We start from the raw sequence: 18,740 nt of genomic DNA on the forward strand, positions 1-18,740 counted from the left end.
GGTCCGAACGTAGATATTGGTGTGGTTGTATTGAAACCAGGTCAAGACTTCCAAAACCATTATCATACAGTTTGCGAAGAAATTTTCTATATCCTAGAAGGGCAGATAGATTTCTATATTAATGGAAATAAGGTTCCAACAATACCAGGTGATATGATTCAATGCCGCCCAGGCGATGCTCATTACCTTATCAATCAAACTGACAAAACCTTTAAAGCGCTCTTCATTAAATCTCCGCATATTTTGGAAAGAGATGTTGTGAATATAAAGAATCCAGAAATCAAGTTAAGGAGTGAATAGATAGTGAGCTGGGGATTTCAAAATCGATTAAACAAAATATTACCAAATAAGAGGGCAGTAATGCTTGCGATAGATCATGGTTATTTTTTAGGGCCAATAAGAGGTTTAGAAAAGCCTGAGGAAACTGTCAGAGAATTACTTCCATACACGGATTCGCTATATTTAACAAGAGGTACACTTGCAGCGTGTATTCCGAAAAATACGGAAAAACCAATGGTTCTTCGTGTTTCAGGTGGTCCTACAACGTTAGGGAAGAATCTAGCGAATGAAACGATCGTTACATCAATAAAAGAAGCAATTCGCCATAATGTTGTTGGTGTAGGGGTTTCGGTTTTTATCGGATCTGACTATGAAACTCAAACAGTAACAAATCTAGCCCATGTTGTAACTGATGCTCATGATTACGGAATACCCGTACTTGGAATTACTGCCGTCGGAAAAGAGCTTGAAAAACGGGATGCCAGGTTCTTAGCATTAGCTTCAAGAGTTCTTGCTGAAATGGGAACCGATATTGTTAAGACTTATTACTGCGACAACTTTGAACAGGTAACGAGTAAGTGCCCGGTTCCTATAGTTATTGCAGGTGGCCCAAAATTTGATACAATTCGTGAAGCACTAGAAATTACGTATAATGCTATGGAGCAAGGTGCAGCTGGGGTGGATATGGGAAGAAATATTTGGCAATCTCAGCATCCTCTTGCAATGATCCAAGCGATACATTCCATCGTTCACAAAGGATTCACAGTAAATGAAGCGGTAGATTTATATGAATCTTCTTCAAAAGTAAAAGCTTAATATGTGTAAAAAAAGGAAACCTTTTACAATACCACCTTAATAATACGAACACAGTATCAGCAGAAGTGATTAGTAAACAAGGCTTTAAAGTTACGACAAGTCCAAAAACAATAACTGTATTACAAAAATAATTATTAAATTAAGAAAAGTGTAGGGATGTGAAAATTTCTTGCACTTTTTTATTAGTTTAAAAAATTGTTAGTTTTAATAAGTGAAAATTGATACGAGCAATGTGTTTTCCCAGTTTATATAGTAGCTCGAAAATGCAAATACACTAAAGATAGTCCCAGTACTTTTATAAAAGAGATTGGTCTTTATTGTAGTTTATAGTAATCTTCTATACTCAAGCATATTTTCAATGGCTAGAAGGTATTGAGTTAAAAAAGTTCTATGTTTCTTTACTATCTCTCTCGATGTCAAAACCTTCATTTTCGAGGATACTAACATAATGACTAAAAGTACTTCTTTAAGGTTAAGTTGTTTGGCCGCTTCACTTGGACTATATACGATTTGTTCATTATCCATACCCTTATATCACCTCTAAAAATAAGCTTTATATGGTCATGAATTATCCTCTAAACCCTCATAAATTAACCATTATTATGTTATGTATAAGAGGTTATATGTTATGTGTAGCATCTTTTTTTATTTTTTATAACCTGGTATAGGAGAGATAAATCAAGCCATGTATTTAAAAATCCAAAATTACTACTCAAATTTTCCTCCAAAGCTAATTCATTAAAAAAAATACTTCTATTAGATAATAACTGATGCAAAATAATATTTTAATAAAAATTTTATGGTAATAATCTGTCTATTATATAATAATTCAATAAAAAGTTATTCTGTTTTGGTGAACAGATCAACTTTTTATTGAATACATAGAAGAATATTGTATTTTTATCGATAGTGAATCTAGTAAAAATCCAAATGAAATTATTCAGAGATATGCAAAGGTTCTAATGAAGATTCATTCGTTACTTTCTGATCATAACATTAAATGAAGATGCAGATGCCAAAGTGAATTATTTGTTTTGTTATTATCCTAGATGGTGTAGAATTTCCCTAACAGTATTTTTAAAAAAATTTCTAGTAATAGAATATTAATTTTCGGATGAACTGCTGGTTAAAAATGAAAAGACAATACTACACTCCTAAAATTTCAGTATTCAAAATAAATACTTTATTTATATCTAAAATTTTGGTAATATAATAAAAAAGTAGTTTGAAAGAAAAAGTAATTAAAATCATTACTTCTTAATCTTTCATCATTGTATGAAACGGATAAAAAAATGTCCACTAGGTTATTTGTATAAGTTAGAATTAGAAAAAGAATTTAGTCGTATTACTCATAAAGGATCTAGCTAACTTGGTACGAATTAATGTTCATCTACATATTGATGAAGACGTTTTCAATTGTGAATAAGAAAAATCAAAATATAACAATGAAGTAAAACTAAGAAAAATAAAGATGATGATTGGGGAGAAGAAGATGAAATTCAAGGCAAAAAAGATAGCTGAAATAGGGGAACATGTCTTATTTAAGAATGAAATTAAAGGGATTGTTGAAAAGGTCAATGAAAATACAGTTATTGTAAATATAATCGATAATAAAACGGAATTGGTGTTTGAAGGAAACAGAACAGTTGTATCACATAAAAATTACAAAGTGATTGATGGTATCTGAAGGGAAAGAAAAGTCAGTTATTCTTGAGTTATTAAAATATTTTTAACGAATATTCTAAATATTGAAAATGTAAGCGTTTTCTGTTATACTAAATAGTAGGTTGGATGGCATGTGTGGCTATCATCGTATTTGGCGTAGGTGGGGCCAGTACTCGGGACAGATCCGATAGGATTTGTGATGTGAAAATGTATTGGGTTGATAAGATGTAATAGAGTAACAATGAAATAGTCGCTCATGGAACGGCTGTTTTAGTCGAAAAAATATAATAAAAAAACCTTGTAATTTCAAGGTTTTTTTTATTTCCTTTTTTATAGAATTAAAAATAAATAAAAGTGCGGACAATTTCACGGACAAGTTTACAAGAAAACCACACGAAGAGTTCACTTTTTACTTGTCCTTAATAACAAAAAGTTTTAAAAAAAGAAATGTCGATATTTAATTTCTGCTATTTCTATATTACATTCAATTACTTAACCAAGATGAAGTTATTGGAGGGTAGCGTTTTCCTTAAAGTAGTTTAAAAACTCTTGAAATATTAAATCTGATAGACTAGAATAATATTATCTAATAAATTAAATACTAATTTGTTAACAATTAGTTAAGATGCCTTAGGGCTTAATAGGGAATCTGGAGCATTACCAGAACTGTCCCCGCAACTGTAAGTGTGGACGAAATAGACAAACCACTGAAACGTTTATATGGACGTTACGGGAAGGGTCTAAAGTAGGAAGATACACAAGTCAGGAGACCTGTCTTAGCTTTTAAAGTTTCGATTTCTTCGGGTGTTGAGAAGATGAAACGTTTGGACAAAAAGGATTATTTTTTAACTTTCTTTGTGCTGGCGTTTTATCCGTTCAACTTTTGTTGAACGGATTTTTTCGTTTTAATGATTCTAAATCATTTTTTATGCCTATATTATGCCTCTAGAAGAAACAAGTCTTTTTAAAAATTGAATAGATTAGGATTGGTGCACTATGAAAATTAGTGCTTAAAAGGGAAGTACGGTTTAAATCCGTCACGGTACCCGCCACTGTAAGGGGAGTTCATTGCAGATGTCACTGAAGGAATTTGGGAAGACGCAATAGAATGATGAACCTAAGTCAGGAGACCTGCCTTTACCTAATAGCTTCAATCAACCTACGGGAACATAGGTAGAAGTGCTGAACTTACATCGCTATTTTTTTGTGTGTATTTATTCTGCACCCCTATGTCCATAGGGGTGCTTTTTTTATGAAAAAACGAAAGGGAGTATGTTACATGACTACTTGGAATTTACAAGGGACGAAACATCATGTCCTCATTTGTAACGGCAGCAGCTGTATGAGAAAGGGTGGGGAGGAAGCGACACAAGCAATACGGAATGAAATCACCAATTTAAGCTTAGATTCAATCATACATACTACAAGAACGAGATGCAACGGGAGATGTAAGGATGCACCTGTTGCCATCGTCTATCCTTCAGGGACTTGGTATAAAAACGTAACCCCAGAAGTGGGAACTACGATTGTAAAGCGTCATCTGGCTGAAGGTCATTGCCTTCAGGAGCATTCGATCTATCAATATTCCGAAGCTGGATTCATACATCCAGAAGGGTCGGAATGCATCGAAGGAATACAAAAAGCGGTTAAAGAAAAGATTTAACAGCGGATAGTAGCTGGATTCTAGTTTGAAATTGTGGAAGGTGGCGTAATAGTGTGAAAGGTAAATTATTGGTTATTGGTTTTGGCCCAGGTGATGAAAAACATATTACCGGACGGGCAAAGGAAGCCATCCAAGAAAGTGATATCATTATCGGCTACAAAACCTACGTGGATTTAATCAAGGGATTAATAGCTGGAAAGCAAATCATCAGCACAGGAATGACAGAAGAAGTGAGCCGTGCGCAGGAGGCTGTGAAACAAGCTGAGCTCGGTTACACGGTAGCTGTCATTTCGAGCGGTGATGCCGGTGTATATGGAATGGCAGGACTTGTTTACGAAGTGCTAATTGAAAAAGGCTGGAAAAAAGACTCAGGGGTAAAAGTGGAGGTGGTCCCTGGCATTTCTGCCATCAACTCCTGTGCTGCTTTATTAGGCGCGCCGGTCATGCATGATGCCTGTACGATTAGCTTAAGTGACCATTTAACACCTTGGAGCTTGATCGAGCAACGAATCGAAGCGGCCGCTCAAGCTGATTTTGTGATTGCCCTATACAATCCAAAAAGCGGGAGAAGAACACGGCAGATCATGGAAGCACAAAAAATTCTATTAAAATATCGCTCGCCAGACACCCCTGTAGGATTGGTAAAGAGCGCCTTCCGTGATAGTCAAAAGATCGTCTTAACCAATTTACAAGAGATGTTAGATCATGAAATTGGCATGTTAACCACCGTTTTAATTGGCAACTCATCAACATTTTTCTACGATGAATTGATGATCACCCCGCGCGGTTATCAGCGGAAGTATACATTAAATCAGGCAATTCAACCTTTGAAACCGCATCAGCGTCTGCAAAAGGAAGCCGAACCATGGGCACTGGAGCAAATGGAAGATGGTATGCCGGTAAACAAGAAACTAGTCACCCCAACCTCTGTGAAAGAGTCGCCAAGAGAGTTGGCTGAGGAAGCCTTGCAAATGATCCTAGGTGAGACCTATGGACAAACCCAAGGTTTAATTGTGAAGCAAGACTTTCAATCTATTTTTGAGGTAGCGGTCAGCCCTGGTGTCGCCAATAAAAAATTTACCGCGCATCAGATGGTCATTCTTTCCGAAATTATCGGAGAAGAAGGAGTCATGGAATACACACAAGACCATTTTATGAAGCTGCAAATTTTAACCTCTAAGCCTGATGAGATTATTGAAAAACTAACTGCAGCCAACTTTTTAATTGCTCCTGTTGGCGACGTATTAACCGTAAAAGCCTGTGATTTTTGTGACGGAGAAAAGAAGGATTCTATCCCTTATGCCGATGAGCTACAAGTAAGGCTTGGCGGCATGGAACTCCCAAAAGAACTGAAACTTGGTGTGAATGGCTGCGGCATGGCATGTTATGGAGCCGTAAAAGAAGATATTGGCATTGTCTACCGTAAAGGAGCGTTTGATTTGTTTTTAGGAGCCAAGACAGCTGGAAGAACCGCCCATAATGGCCAAATCGTAGCTGAAGGAATCGCACCGGAAAAAATTGTCGGGGTCATAGAGGGAATTGTTCAAGAGTACCAACAAAAAGCGTATCCAAATGAACGTTTCTATAAATTTTTTAAACGGGTCAAAGAAGTTCAAGGTTTTGTGTACCAGGATATCACACCAAATCTTAAAATCGAAGCAGCTGTTTGCGGGGAATAAAGGAGAGAAGTCTAGCGATAATTGGCAGGTAAGGCATTTACAAACAAAGGGGAGGAAATATTTTGAGAGCAATTTTATTTGTGGGGCATGGAAGTAGAGATCAAGAAGGAAATCAGCAGGTTCGAGAGTTCATCCGTGAGATGAGAAAGACTTGGGAAGATTCTTTCCTGCTCGAGACGTGTTTTTTAGAATTTGAACAACCAACAGTGAATCAAGGCATCGATCTATGTGTGGAGAAAGGGGCCGACCATGTTGTCTTGATTCCGATCATGCTCTTACAGGCAGGACACTCCAAAATTCATATTCCAGCAGCTATTGATGAGGCAAAGAATAAATATCCGTTTGTTCAATTTACTTATGGCCGACCAATTGGTGTTCATGAGGAAACATTTGAAATTCTAAAAACTAGATTAATGGAAATTGGCGAGAATGTAGAAACCATCGAAGACGATACGGCTGTCCTTTTGTTAGGACGTGGCGGAAGCGACCCTGATGCGAATAGTGATTTATATAAAATTGCTAGATTACTATGGGAAAAAACAAACTATAAAATCGTCGAACCTGCTTTTATGGGGGTGACCAATCCTTTAGTTAACGAAGGGATTGAGCGCTGTATTAAGCTTGGAGCAAAAAAAGTAGTAATCCTGCCTTACTTTCTATTCACTGGCATCCTGATTAAACGGTTAGAAGATATGATGGTACCTATTCAAAATCAATATTCCGCGGTTGAAATTAAGTTGGCTGACTATTTTGGTTATCATCCAAAATTACAGACAATTTTAATCGATCGGGTGGAAGAAGCCCTTCGTGATGAAGTGAAGATGAACTGTGATACCTGCCAATACCGTCTTAATGTGATGGAACATATCGATCACCACCACCATCATGACCACGATCATCATCACGGCCATAACCATGAACATCATGACCATGATCACAAACATGCGGTGCAAAAGGCTGGAGATAGAGGATGATTTTCGTATTAGCTGGTACAAGTGATGCAAGAGCCCTTACTTTAGAAATAAAAAAGGAAGGCTTCGATCTTCTGGCCTCAGTAGTCACAGAAAATGCAGCGGTTGAATTAAGGGAGTCAGGTATATGTGTACAAGTAGGCAGATTAACGGATGAGGACATGGTGGAGTTGATTCACACAAAAGGTATTCTAGCGGTTGTCGATGCCAGTCATCCGTTTGCGGAAGAAGCTTCGAAAAACGCTATCAAGGCGTCCGAAAAAGCGGGAATCCACTATATTCGATATGAACGGGAGTCACAAAATTTCCAATATGACAAAATGAAAGTCGTCGAAAGCTACGAGGAAGCTGCGGAGCTTGCAATGGCCAATAAAGGCGTGGTGATGCTGACAACAGGCAGCAAGACGCTTAAAATTTTCACAGAAAAACTATTAGGTAACCCGGACATTCGCTTGATCGCCAGGATGCTGCCTCGTATGGATAATATGGAAAAATGTGAGCAACTTGGGCTGCCACAGAAAAATATTATTGCGATCCAGGGCCCATTTTCAAAAGAGTTCGACAAAGCCCTATATAAGCAATATGGCGTCACCTTAATGGTGACTAAAGAGAGTGGGAAAGTCGGATCGGTCGATGAAAAGGTGGAAGCAGCCAAGGAACTGGGGATTGAGGTTATCCTTATTGGCCGCCCAAAACTGAATTATGGTACCGTCTATGCTAATTTTATCGATGTCATCACAGAATTACATAAAAAGATTGGTTCCACACCAATTGTCACAACAGAACAATCATTTTAATACAGGAGTGAGATAAATGGATTTTCGTACTGAATTTAAACCGTTAACCGTCCAACCGGAACAGATTGAAGGTAGAAGTTTTGAAATGATTAATGAAGAAATTGGGGAGCACCCTTTTACTGAGGATCAGTATCCAGTTGTCCAGCGTATCATCCATGCATCCGCTGATTTTGAACTTGGGCAAAGCGTCCTCTTCCATCCTGACGCAATTCAGTCCGGTATTCGGGCGATTCGGAGCGGGAAAATGGTAGTTGCAGATGTTCAAATGATTCAAAGTGGGGCAAATAAAGCACGAATTCAAAAATTCGGAGGAGAAATTAAAGTCTATATTTCCGACCCAGATGTCATCCAGGAAGCCAAACGGCTGAATACAACAAGGGCGATTATTTCGATGCGGAAGGCGATTAAAGAAGCAGATGGCGGTATTTTTGCCATTGGGAATGCCCCAACCGCCTTACTCGAACTTATCCGCCTGATTAAAGAAGGAGAAGTAAAACCTGGTCTTGTCATTGGATTGCCTGTTGGGTTTGTTTCTGCGGCTGAGTCAAAAGAAGAACTAGCTAAGCTCGATATCCCATTCATCACCAATATTGGCCGGAAAGGTGGCAGTACAGTGACCGTTGCTGCATTAAATGCCATTTCCATTATGGCTGAACGGGGATAACCCATGCAGGAAGTACCAAAAGGAAAGCTGCGGGAAGGATATACGACTGGGGCTTGTGCAACAGCAACCACCAAAGCAGCGTTGACAGCATTAATTACCGGTGAACCGCAAACAGAATCAACGATATACTTGCCCGTTAAGCGGTTTGCAACCTTCCATGTAGAAAGCTGTGAAGTAACGGAACAAATGGCTACCGCCAGTACGATAAAAGACGCGGGGGATGACCCAGATGCCACCCATGGGGCCTTGATTGTTTCCACTGTGTCATGGCTCGATGAACCAGGCATTGTGCTTGATGGTGGAATTGGAGTTGGCCGCGTTACAAAGGACGGCTTGCCCGTTCCTGTCGGCGAGGCCGCGATTAACCCCGTTCCTCGCAGGATGATCCACGAGACAGCCGAAGGGGTATTAAAAGAATTCGGGATTACAAGAGGAATTAAAATTGTCATTTCCGTACCAGCTGGTGAAGAAATCGCTAAAAAAACACTCAATGGACGCTTAGGAATCATTGGCGGGATTTCTATTCTCGGAACCCGTGGGATTGTCGTTCCTTTTTCCACAGCCGCTTATAAAGCCAGTATCATCCAGGCTATTAGTGTTGCCCGGGCAAGTGGCTGCGAGCACGTTGTCATTACAACAGGCGGACGGAGCGAGAAAAATGCCATGAAGCAATTCCCCGAGCTGCCTGAAGAAGCTTTTATCGAAATGGGTGACTTTGTCGGGTTTACCCTTAAACAATGCAAAAAGCAAGAGGTAAAGAGAGTTTCGATGGTCGGCATGATGGGGAAATTCTCAAAAGTGGCTATGGGGATCATGATGGTCCACTCAAAAAGTGCCCCGATAGATTTTGATTTTTTAGCTGAGGTGGCAAGCCGTACTGGTGCTGATACTACCCTGGTCGAGGAAATTCGAACTGCCAATACAGCATCACTGGTTGGTGATTTGATGACAGCACAGGGCCACTTATCCTTTTTCGAAATGCTTAGCGACTATTGCTGCGACGCTGCGTTAAAGGAAGTCGATGGTGGGATCGACATAGATACGACACTATATACCATGAAGGGTCAATTGTTAGGAAAGGCGGTGCGTAAGAGTGGCATCAATTAAAATGATCGGCATTGGGGACGAAGGGAAAGTCAGCCTACTCCCGATGTACGAAAAGTGGATTAATGAAAGTGACCTATTAATAGGAGGAAAAAGACAGCTTGCTTTTTTTTCTGAATTCGCCGGCGAAAAAATGCCGATTGAAGGCGGGCTTTATTCTCTAGTGGAACGGTTGCAGACGGAGACTAGAAACGTAGTGATTCTAGCTTCAGGAGACCCGATGTTCTATGGAATTGGAAGCTATTTATCTTCTAAAATCGATTTGGATATTTATCCATATATAAGTTCAATCCAGCTTGCTTTTGCCAGAATGAAAGAAAGATGGCAGGATGCTTATTTTACTAGTGTTCACGGCAGGAGTATAAAAGGGTTGGCACAGCGAGTGGATGGAAAAAAAACAGTCGCAATCTTAACCGACACAGAAAATTCCCCAAATAAAATCGCTCAGTATTTGCTTTCCTTTGGCATGACTGAATATGAGGCGTTTGTGGGCGAGAACCTTGGCAGTGACAAGGAACGATGCCGCTGGTTTACCCTTTCTGAAATGAAGGATGAAGAGTTTTCACCGCTCAATGTAGTAATTCTTAAGAAAAAGGGGGAAAGCCCACATTGGCCGATTGGCATTGACGATTCGGAATTTTTACAGCGTAAACCAGATAAGGGCTTAATTACAAAAAAGGAAATTAGGACACTAAGCATTAGTGGCCTAAGGTTAAAAGAAGATAGCACAGTTTGGGATATTGGGACATGCACAGGTTCTGTTGCGATTGAGGCTGCGAAAATCGCCAGGGAAGGACAAGTGTTTGCCATCGAAAAGAACGATGGCGACTTAGAAAACTGTAAGCAAAATTTAGCAAAGTTTCGTGTGGATGCAACACTCGTCCATGGGAAAGCACCAGAGGGACTAGAAACCTTCCCGGATCCGGATGCGGTTTTTATTGGCGGGACGGCAGGTGGGATGGAAGACATTTTGGATATTTGCTGTAGCCGCTTGAAAGCGTGTGGACGCATTGTCTTAAATGCCGTCACAATTGAAAATCTTTCAGAAGCGATGCTTGTGTTTAAAGAGCGGGGATATGAGACGAACATTACTCTAGCTCAAATATCCAGAAGTAAGCCCATATTGAATTTGACAAGATTTGATGCATTAAATCCGATTTACATAATCGAAGCATGGCGCAAGGAAGGGGAATAAACATGTTAGGTACATTATACGGCCTTGGGGTTGGCCCGGGGGATCCAGAGCTCATTACCGTTAAGGCGTTTCGTAAATTAAAGGAATCACCAGTGATTGCTTATCCGAAAAAACAAAAGGGCAGCAAAAGTTATGCCCATCGAATCATTGATGTCTATTTTCAGCCGAACGAAAAAGAAATGCTGGGCCTTGTCTTTCCGATGACAAAGGATCCAGCCACATTGGAAAGAAAATGGACGGAAACTGTGGAAAATGTATGGGCAAAGCTGCAGGAGGGAAAGGATGTCGCTTTTGTAACTGAAGGGGACCCTCTTTTATACAGCACGTTTATTCATATGATGCGTTTGATGCAGGAGAAGTATCCGCAAGTTCCGATTGAAGTTGTTCCGGGGATTTCGTCCATCAATGGGGCGGCTTCTAGGCTGGGAATTCCATTGGCAGATGGAGATGAGCATGTGGCGATTGTTCCAGCACGGGATGACTATGAAACCATGAAAAAAGTCATTCAAGACAATGATTGTGTCATTTTTATAAAAGTAGCGAAAGTGATTGATTTAATGCTAGAAGTATTACGTGATTTAGATTTGCTTGACAAGGCTTCAGTCGTCACAAAGGTAACATCGAATGAAGAAATTATTTGGAGGGCAGATGAGCTCGAAGGAGCGGAGCTTGAATATTTAACATTAATGGTGGTGAGAAAATGAAGCTTTATATCATTGGTGCCGGACCGGGCGATCCTGATTTAATCACGGTAAAAGGTCTTCAGCATCTTCAGGAAGCAGATGTTATTCTATATGCGGATTCTCTTGTAAACGAAGACTTAATTGCAAAAGCAAAACCTTCCGCCGAAATATTGAAAACCGCCGGGATGCACTTAGAAGAAATGGTTGACGTCATGGCTGACCGAATCCTACAAGGGAAAAAGGTTGTTCGTGTACATACGGGCGATCCGGCTGTCTATGGGGCGATTATGGAACAAATCGTCTTGTTAAAAAAGAAAGGAATCGAAATAGAGATTGTTCCAGGTGTGAGCTCTGTGTTTGCGGCGGCCGCGGCCGCTCAAGCTGAGCTGACGATTCCTGATTTAACCCAAACCGTGATCCTGACAAGAGCCGAGGGTAGGACACCTGTGCCAGAATTTGAAAAGCTGGCTGATTTAGCAAAACATCATTGCACGATTGCACTTTTCTTAAGTGCGACGTTAACGAAGAAACTTGTCAAGGAATTGACCGGGGTAGGATGGAGCAAGGACACTCCTGTTGCGGTTGTTTATAAAGCGTCATGGCCAGATCAAAAAATTGTCCGGACCACACTGGAACGATTAGACGAGGATATGCGGATAAACGGAATTCGTAAACAAGCGATGATTTTAGCAGGATGGGCGCTGGATGAAAACATCCACGAACAAGATTATCGTTCCAAGCTGTATGACAAAACGTTTACACACGGATTCCGCAGGGGGGTGTAGTCGTAATGATCGAGCTCCAAGAAGCGCAAAGGGCGGTCATCCAGCAAAAGGGGGACTATGCGGTTGTCGCCATTACAAAGCATGGGGTCGAACTGGCCCGCAAGCTGGGACATTCGTTTCAAAATGCCGATGTTTATTATATGGCGAAGTTTGAAAAAGGAGATGAGAGGATTAAGGACATCCAGTTATTTACCGGAAGCGTTCGCCTTCTTCTGCCTTCTCTTTTCGAGGCCTATAAGGGGCTGATCATCATCATTTCCCTTGGAGCCGTGGTACGAATGATTGCACCTATTTTAAAGGATAAAAAAACAGATCCTGCAGTTGTCGTTATCGACGATAAGGGCGAACATGTGATCAGCGTGCTGTCAGGCCATATCGGCGGTGCAAATGAACTAACGAAAGAAGTGGCGGCCTCTCTACAGGCACTTCCCATTATTACCACAGCTTCTGATGTACAGGAAACAATTGCGGTTGATTTGTTCGGAAAACGGTTTGGCTGGATTTGGGACTCGGCTGATAAGCTAACTCCTGTTAGCGCTTCGGTTGTGAACGAAGAAAAAATCGCCGTGGTTCAGGAGTCAGGCGAAAAAGACTGGTGGCCATATGACCGGCCGCTACCAAGAAATATTCAGCCGTATTCATCGATCCAAGAAGCGGTGGCCGCAAAGCCAGATGCTGCCTTAGTAGTAACCCATCGGAATTTATCCGAAGACGAAACGGAGATTTTACATAATGGTGTATTATATCGACCAAAGGTGATCGTCCTTGGATTGGGCTGCAACCGCGGGACCACTGCAGAGGAAATCGAAGCAGTAATCGACGAAACGCTTGAGGAATTAGGGTTTTCAAAAAAAAGTGTCAAAGCGGTTTGCACGATTGATCTAAAAAAGGATGAATTGGGACTGCTTGAAGTGACGAAAAAAAACCAATGGGAGTTTATTTATTACAGCCCGTCTGAATTGAATTCGATTAAACTTCAGAACCCTTCTGAAACAGTCTTTAAATTTACCGGTGCATACGGCGTCAGTGAGCCGGCTGCTTTATTGTACAGCGCAGCGGAACATCTAACGTTGATAAAGAAGAAATCAGGTAATGTCACCATATCAGTAGCGGTGATTCCCTATTGAGAGAGGAGGGAAATAGAATGTCTACACGTAGACTTGTGATTGCAGGGACAGGCAGCGGTGTCGGAAAAACGACGCTGACAATCGGGCTGATGTCTGCTTTAAGGAAAAAGGGTTATACAGTCCAGGGCTTTAAATGCGGTCCAGATTATATTGATCCGACCTATCATACGGCGGTCACGGGGAGAACGTCAAGAAACATTGACAGCTGGATGCTCAACCACGAGATGGTCAAAGAAATTGTCAACCGTGCAAGTAATGGCGCGGATATTTCCGTCATCGAGGGGGTAATGGGATTCTTTGATGGGAAAAATCCTCTAAATAATATAGGATCAACTGCCGAAATCAGTCTCGTCACCGAAAGTCCGGTCATTTTGGTCGTGAATTGTGCCAGCATGGCCCGTAGTGCGGCGGCCATTGTGAAGGGATTTCAAACGTTTCTGAAGGAAGCCAATATTGTCGGGGTGATCGCCAATCGGGTGGGTAGCGAAGGCCATTTTAAAATCGTTCAAACCGCGATTGAGCAAGAATGCGGTATTCCCGTCCTTGGCTATTTGAAAAGAAACGAGGAACTCTCGATTCCGGAACGGCATTTAGGGTTGATTCCCTCCGTTGAACGGGGAGAATTGAATCCATTTTTTGAGCAACTAGGTGATTTAGTCCTTAAAACCGTTGATGTAGATTCTATATATGACTTGGCACAAGCCCCGCTTTTAAAAATAAAAGAATCCCAGTTTAAAAGAGCGGAGCAGGCAACTGTAAAAATTGCAGTCGCACGAGATGCTGCTTTTAATTTTTACTATCAGGAAAACCTCGACATGTTAGTAGCCGCCGGAGCCGAGCTAATCGAGTTCTCTCCATTAAAAGGTGAATGCCTGCCGGAACAAGTCGATGGCTTGTATATCGGTGGCGGTTTCCCAGAGGAATTTGCGGAGGAGCTGACCAAACAGACAAAGGTAAACAACTCGATTCGAACGGCCATTGAAAAAGGACTACCAACCTTGGCGGAATGCGGCGGTTTTATGTACTTAACTGAATCATTGGAAACAACGGATGAAACGAGTTACAAAATGGTCGGGATCATTCCTGGAAAGGTGAAAATGCAAACAAAACTAGCTGCTTTGGGATACCGGGAAATCACTGCAGAAGAAGAAAATTTCTTGTTAGCGGGAAATCTGAGTGCAAGAGGTCATGAATTTCACTACTCCACCTTTCATCCGAGGACGGTTTTTGAACCGGCCTACCAAACGAAAGGAATGCGCGGGTTTAAGCAGGAGGGCTATCGGAAAGGGAATTTAATTGCAGGTTATACCCATTTTCATTTTGGCTCATGCCCTGAGCTTGTCGAAAATTGGGTGAAGAAATGTAAGGAGTATAAACAAAATGACTAAAGCCCTACCACTTATGTTTCAAGGTACCAATTCGGATGTCGGCAAAAGTGTTGTCGTGACCGCATTTTGCCGGATTTTCACCCAGGACGGATATAAAACGGTTCCATTTAAATCACAAAATATGGCATTAAATTCCTATATTACAGTTGATGGAAAAGAAATCGGCAGAGCACAAGGTGTTCAGGCCGAAGCAGCATGTATTCAGGCAACCACCGATATGAACCCGATTTTACTAAAGCCGAACCGGGATAACCAATCCCAAATTGTCGTCCATGGTAAACCATATAAAAATATGGAAGCAGGAAGGTACCGCCGGGAATTCTTTCAAACTGGATTGGAACTTATTCAACAATCACTGTCCAACCTGTCCCAAAAATATGAACGAATTGTCATTGAAGGGGCTGGTAGTCCGGCCGAGATTAATCTGAATGACCGGGAAATGGTTAATATGCGGGTCGCCAAAATGGCGGATGCCCCCGTGATTTTAATTGGGGATATCGAAAAAGGCGGAGTGTTTGCTAGTTTAGTAGGAACCCTTCAGCTGATGGAACCCGAGGACCGCGATCGAGTAATTGGTGTAATCATCAATAAATTCCGCGGCGATCTCCGCCTGCTAGAATCTGGATTAACGTGGTTTGAGGAGTATTCAGGAAAACCCATTCTCGGCGTGATTCCTTACTTGGAGAATCTAAATATTGATGCCGAGGATTCAGTGATTTTAAATCAATATACATATACTCAAAATACTGAAAAAGAATTGGATATCGCGGTGATTCAGTATCCGAAAATCTCAAATTTCACCGATGTCGACCCGTTTTTTGCTGAGCCGGATTGTCATGTCCGTTTTATAACGAGAGCGGATCAATTGCTCCATCCGGATTTAGTCATTCTTCCGGGCAGCAAGAATACAATTGAAGATTTACTGTTTTTACGAAAGAGTGGCATCGCTCAAAAAATAGCAGAATTACATAAAAAGAAACACTCCGTTCTTTTCGGGATCTGCGGTGGTTATCAAATGCTCGGTGATAAAATTGAGGATCCGTTGGCGATCGAGTCTCTCCATAAAGAAATCGAAGGCCTTCAGTTTCTACCAATTGAAACTACCATTACGAAAGAAAAGACGACGATTTTATCAAATGGGAGGTTGCATCTTTTCGGAAAAAACTTTCATGTGACAGGTTACGAGATTCATATGGGTGAAACCGTGGCGACAGGAGCGTCCCAAGGGCTTATTTTTACAAATGAAAAATGGGATGGTTGTCATTCCCCAGACGAAACCATCATTGGCACTTATTTTCATGGGATATTCCATAATGATGAATTTCGTGAGGAATTACTTAATCAGCTCCGCCGTAAAAAGGGATTGGAGCCCATCCACATGCGACCATCTTTTAACCAATTGCGGGAAGAAGCGTTTGACCGGCTGGCAGAACATGTAAGGGGACACGTTAAACTGAATGTCATTGATCAATTAATGAAGGATTATCAAAAAAGGAGATCATCCAATGAATAGCGTAATAACAGGAATCCAGTCTCTTGATAGAGAAATGGGACAGCAAGTTCGTGAGTATATCAAAACGTTAACCAAACCTCTGGGAAGTTTGGGGAAATTAGAGGAATTAGCCATTCATCTGTCGGAAATGACATCTGAATCATTCCCAGTCGTATCACCGCCCGGTGTGATAGTTTTTGCAGCTGATCATGGTGTAGTCGAAGAAGGGGTTTCCGCTTTCCCGCAGGAAGTTACCGTGCAAATGGTCATAAACTTTTTAAACAGCGGTGCGGCCATCAATGTTTTTAGCCGGCAAATCGGAGCCATGTTTGAAGTCGTCGATATCGGTGTGGCAGCAGATATTGAGGCTGACGGGTTTGTGAATCGAAAAATTCGCTATGGAACCAACAATTTTTGCCAACAAGATGCAATTACAAGAGCAGAGGCCGAACAAGCCATCGCCGTTGGCTATGAACGGGCGGAACAGATGATTAAACAGGGAATCAAATGCCTAATTGTTGGGGAAATGGGGATCGGTAATACGACGTCAAGCAGTGCGATTGCAGCGGTTTTAAGCGGGCAGGACATCGATGTCCTCGTCGGCCGAGGAACAGGGATTGCACAAGAAAAAATTCGTCATAAACAAGAGGTCATCACAAGGGCGATAAAGGAAAGGAACCCTGACCGGAAGGATCCCATCGATATCTTAGCAAAAATTGGCGGTTTGGAAATTGCCGGAATGACAGGTGCAATGCTCTCCGCCGCTCAAAACCGGATTCCTATATTGGTAGATGGGTTTATTTGCACGATTGCAGCTCTTTTGGCAAGGGAAATCTGTGAGACAGCAGCGGAGTATATGATTGTCGGCCATCGTTCCGTCGAGCCTGGACATGAAATTGCACTACAGTTATTAGGCAAAAAGCCACTTCTTGATTTAGATTTGCGGCTAGGAGAAGGAAGTGGAGCAGCAGTGGCCTTTCCAATCTTACAATCAGCAACTTTAATGTTAAAAGAAATGGCCACTTTTGAATCGGCTGGAATTTCAAATGAGTAATTTAAGAAGGAGCTAGAAGATGATAAATGGAAAAGTGTATCTTGTTGGTGCTGGACCGGGAGACCCTAAGCTAATCACGGTTTACGGGATGGAGTGTATCCAACAGGCCGATGTGATTTTATATGACCGTTTAGTAAATGAGGAACTGCTCAAGTATGCAAAGGCGGAGGCAGAGTTGATATTTTGCGGAAAATTACCAGGGAAACATCAGATCATTCAAGATCAAATTCACCAGTTGTTAATAGAAAAAGCCAGTCAGGGCAAAACTGTCACCAGATTAAAAGGAGGCGATCCTTGCGTTTTCGGCCGTGTCGGTGAAGAAGCGGAAATTCTTGCAGAACATGGGATTCACTATGAAATAGTACCGGGGATTACAGCTGGTATTGCAGCGCCTGCTTATGCCGGAATTCCGGTTACCCACCGCGATTATGCTTCCACCTTCGCGATCGTCACAGGCCACGGCCGCGCAGAAAAGGGTGAGGATCAATTAAATTGGTCAGCTCTCGCAGGGGGAATCGATACAATTGCCTTTTATATGGGAATTGGGAATTTACCTTATATTGTTTCGAGATTAATAGAGAACGGAAAAAGCCCTGATACGAAAGCAGCCGTTATCCAATGGGGGACCACGGCCAAGCAGAAAACGGTGACCGGGAGTTTAAAGGAAATCGAAGTCCGGGTTCTAGAAGCCGGGATTACTCATCCTGCGATTGTTCTCGTGGGTGATGTGGTCGGTCTTCGCGAGAAATTACGCTGGTTTCAAGAAGCGGAAGAAAAACAATTAGTTGGAATAGGGAGGGTCTAAGATGTCAATTTTAGCAGAAATCAAAAGCCGAAGAGCAATCCGTGATTATACGGCTCGAGAGGTAGAGGACGAAAAGATTCATACCTTATTAGAAGCAGCGACATGGGCACCGAATGACCGGATGCGTGAACCATGGAGCTTTTATGTGATTAAAGGCGAAGCAAAAAAGCGCTATGAAGCGTTGGCTTATGAATACCTACAGGAACGCTTTCCAACCAAACCAAATTTAATCGAAAGCTCCTTAAAGGTACTAAAAACAACACCGGTCCATATTGTCGTTACCGCTGATATCGTCCCAGACGATGAAGAGGCATCAGCCGATAATGAGTATGCCGTATGCTGTGCAATCCATTCGATGTGGCTTTCCGCCAAAGAATTAGGATTAGGTCTGGTCTGGCGGACAAGGGGAGTCGGACTTGTTCGTGACCAACGAATGTATGAGTTTATTGGCTCGCCCGAAAACAAGAAAATCATCGGAAATTTGTTTATCGGTTATCCCGATCTAGAAGTATTAAAAAAGGCGAAGGTGCCGGCACGGACATCCTTTGAAGAAAAGACAGTCTGGCTGTAACA

The 18,740-nt window shown here is 41.7% G+C and carries 18 protein-coding genes and 2 riboswitches; all 18 genes read left to right on the forward strand.

The annotated features are described in order from the left end of the window. Nucleotides 1–300: cupin domain-containing protein (locus tag ACFVRR_RS13600; RefSeq protein WP_387329247.1), on the forward strand; the 300-nt coding region annotated here is incomplete at its 5' end. 3 nt (nucleotides 301–303) lie between these two features. Further along, the gene (lsrF, locus tag ACFVRR_RS13605; protein ID WP_387329250.1) at nucleotides 304–1,095 is read left to right on the forward strand and encodes a 3-hydroxy-5-phosphonooxypentane-2,4-dione thiolase; all 792 of its coding nucleotides are present in this window, start codon (nucleotides 304–306) and stop codon (nucleotides 1,093–1,095) included. A gap of 1,492 nt (nucleotides 1,096–2,587) precedes the next feature. Further along, the gene (locus tag ACFVRR_RS13610; protein WP_387329253.1) at nucleotides 2,588–2,782 is read left to right on the forward strand and encodes a DUF2187 family protein; all 195 of its coding nucleotides are present in this window, start codon (nucleotides 2,588–2,590) and stop codon (nucleotides 2,780–2,782) included. Nucleotides 2,783–3,366: 584 nt separating this feature from the next. Further along, nucleotides 3,367–3,553, forward strand: a riboswitch (cobalamin riboswitch). A 177-nt stretch (nucleotides 3,554–3,730) separates the two neighbouring features. Further along, nucleotides 3,731–3,913, forward strand: a riboswitch (cobalamin riboswitch). A gap of 126 nt (nucleotides 3,914–4,039) precedes the next feature. Continuing rightward, nucleotides 4,040–4,423, forward strand: coding sequence for a (2Fe-2S) ferredoxin domain-containing protein (locus ACFVRR_RS13615; RefSeq protein WP_097977940.1), 384 nt, complete (start codon nucleotides 4,040–4,042; stop codon nucleotides 4,421–4,423). A gap of 53 nt (nucleotides 4,424–4,476) precedes the next feature. Further along, on the forward strand, nucleotides 4,477–6,102 hold the full coding sequence (cobJ, locus tag ACFVRR_RS13620) for a precorrin-3B C(17)-methyltransferase (protein ID WP_387329255.1): 1,626 nt from the start codon (nucleotides 4,477–4,479) through the stop codon (nucleotides 6,100–6,102). Nucleotides 6,103–6,164: 62 nt separating this feature from the next. Continuing rightward, the gene (locus tag ACFVRR_RS13625) at nucleotides 6,165–7,076 is read left to right on the forward strand and encodes a sirohydrochlorin chelatase (protein ID WP_387329258.1); all 912 of its coding nucleotides are present in this window, start codon (nucleotides 6,165–6,167) and stop codon (nucleotides 7,074–7,076) included. Beyond that, entirely contained in the window at nucleotides 7,073–7,870 is a 798-nt protein-coding gene (gene cobK / locus ACFVRR_RS13630; RefSeq protein WP_387329261.1) for a precorrin-6A reductase, read from the forward strand. Before ACFVRR_RS13625 ends, cobK begins: the two co-directional genes overlap by 4 nt. A 16-nt stretch (nucleotides 7,871–7,886) precedes the next feature. Continuing rightward, nucleotides 7,887–8,534 carry a precorrin-8X methylmutase gene (locus ACFVRR_RS13635; RefSeq protein WP_387329264.1) on the forward strand — a complete coding sequence of 216 codons (648 nt, stop codon included), beginning with the start codon at nucleotides 7,887–7,889 and terminating at the stop codon, nucleotides 8,532–8,534. A 3-nt stretch (nucleotides 8,535–8,537) separates the two neighbouring features. Continuing rightward, nucleotides 8,538–9,641 carry a cobalt-precorrin-5B (C(1))-methyltransferase gene (locus ACFVRR_RS13640; protein ID WP_387329267.1) on the forward strand — a complete coding sequence of 368 codons (1,104 nt, stop codon included), beginning with the start codon at nucleotides 8,538–8,540 and terminating at the stop codon, nucleotides 9,639–9,641. Then, nucleotides 9,628–10,833, forward strand: coding sequence for a precorrin-6y C5,15-methyltransferase (decarboxylating) subunit CbiE (cbiE, locus tag ACFVRR_RS13645; protein WP_387329269.1), 1,206 nt, complete (start codon nucleotides 9,628–9,630; stop codon nucleotides 10,831–10,833). The genes ACFVRR_RS13640 and cbiE overlap by 14 nt, the downstream gene beginning before the upstream one ends. A 2-nt stretch (nucleotides 10,834–10,835) precedes the next feature. Then, nucleotides 10,836–11,537: a precorrin-2 C(20)-methyltransferase gene (gene cobI, locus ACFVRR_RS13650; RefSeq protein ID WP_098231743.1), complete on the forward strand. Its 702-nt coding sequence runs from the start codon at nucleotides 10,836–10,838 to the stop codon at nucleotides 11,535–11,537. After that, a complete protein-coding gene (gene cobM, locus ACFVRR_RS13655) occupies nucleotides 11,534–12,301 on the forward strand; it encodes a precorrin-4 C(11)-methyltransferase (protein WP_387329272.1) in 768 nt (255 codons plus the stop codon). The genes cobI and cobM overlap by 4 nt, the downstream gene beginning before the upstream one ends. 5 nt (nucleotides 12,302–12,306) lie before the next feature. Next, complete coding sequence (locus ACFVRR_RS13660; protein WP_387329275.1) at nucleotides 12,307–13,428, forward strand: cobalt-precorrin 5A hydrolase; 1,122 nt, start codon at nucleotides 12,307–12,309, stop codon at nucleotides 13,426–13,428. Between the two features lie 17 nt (nucleotides 13,429–13,445). After that, complete coding sequence (locus tag ACFVRR_RS13665) at nucleotides 13,446–14,816, forward strand: cobyrinic acid a,c-diamide synthase CobB (protein ID WP_387329278.1); 1,371 nt, start codon at nucleotides 13,446–13,448, stop codon at nucleotides 14,814–14,816. Continuing rightward, nucleotides 14,809–16,329: a cobyric acid synthase gene (locus ACFVRR_RS13670; protein ID WP_387329281.1), complete on the forward strand. Its 1,521-nt coding sequence runs from the start codon at nucleotides 14,809–14,811 to the stop codon at nucleotides 16,327–16,329. The genes ACFVRR_RS13665 and ACFVRR_RS13670 overlap by 8 nt, the downstream gene beginning before the upstream one ends. Next, complete coding sequence (gene cobT, locus ACFVRR_RS13675; protein ID WP_387329284.1) at nucleotides 16,322–17,362, forward strand: nicotinate-nucleotide--dimethylbenzimidazole phosphoribosyltransferase; 1,041 nt, start codon at nucleotides 16,322–16,324, stop codon at nucleotides 17,360–17,362. The genes ACFVRR_RS13670 and cobT overlap by 8 nt, the downstream gene beginning before the upstream one ends. A 19-nt stretch (nucleotides 17,363–17,381) precedes the next feature. Continuing rightward, on the forward strand, nucleotides 17,382–18,167 hold the full coding sequence (gene cobA / locus ACFVRR_RS13680) for a uroporphyrinogen-III C-methyltransferase (RefSeq protein ID WP_387329287.1): 786 nt from the start codon (nucleotides 17,382–17,384) through the stop codon (nucleotides 18,165–18,167). A gap of 1 nt (nucleotide 18,168) precedes the next feature. Further along, nucleotides 18,169–18,738: a nitroreductase family protein gene (locus tag ACFVRR_RS13685; RefSeq protein WP_387329290.1), complete on the forward strand. Its 570-nt coding sequence runs from the start codon at nucleotides 18,169–18,171 to the stop codon at nucleotides 18,736–18,738. The last annotated feature ends 2 nt before the right edge of the window (nucleotides 18,739–18,740 follow it).

Origin of the sequence: Gottfriedia sp. NPDC057948 (genome assembly GCF_042887255.1) — a bacterium.
Taxonomy (GTDB): Bacteria; Bacillota; Bacilli; order Bacillales; family Bacillaceae_G; genus Gottfriedia.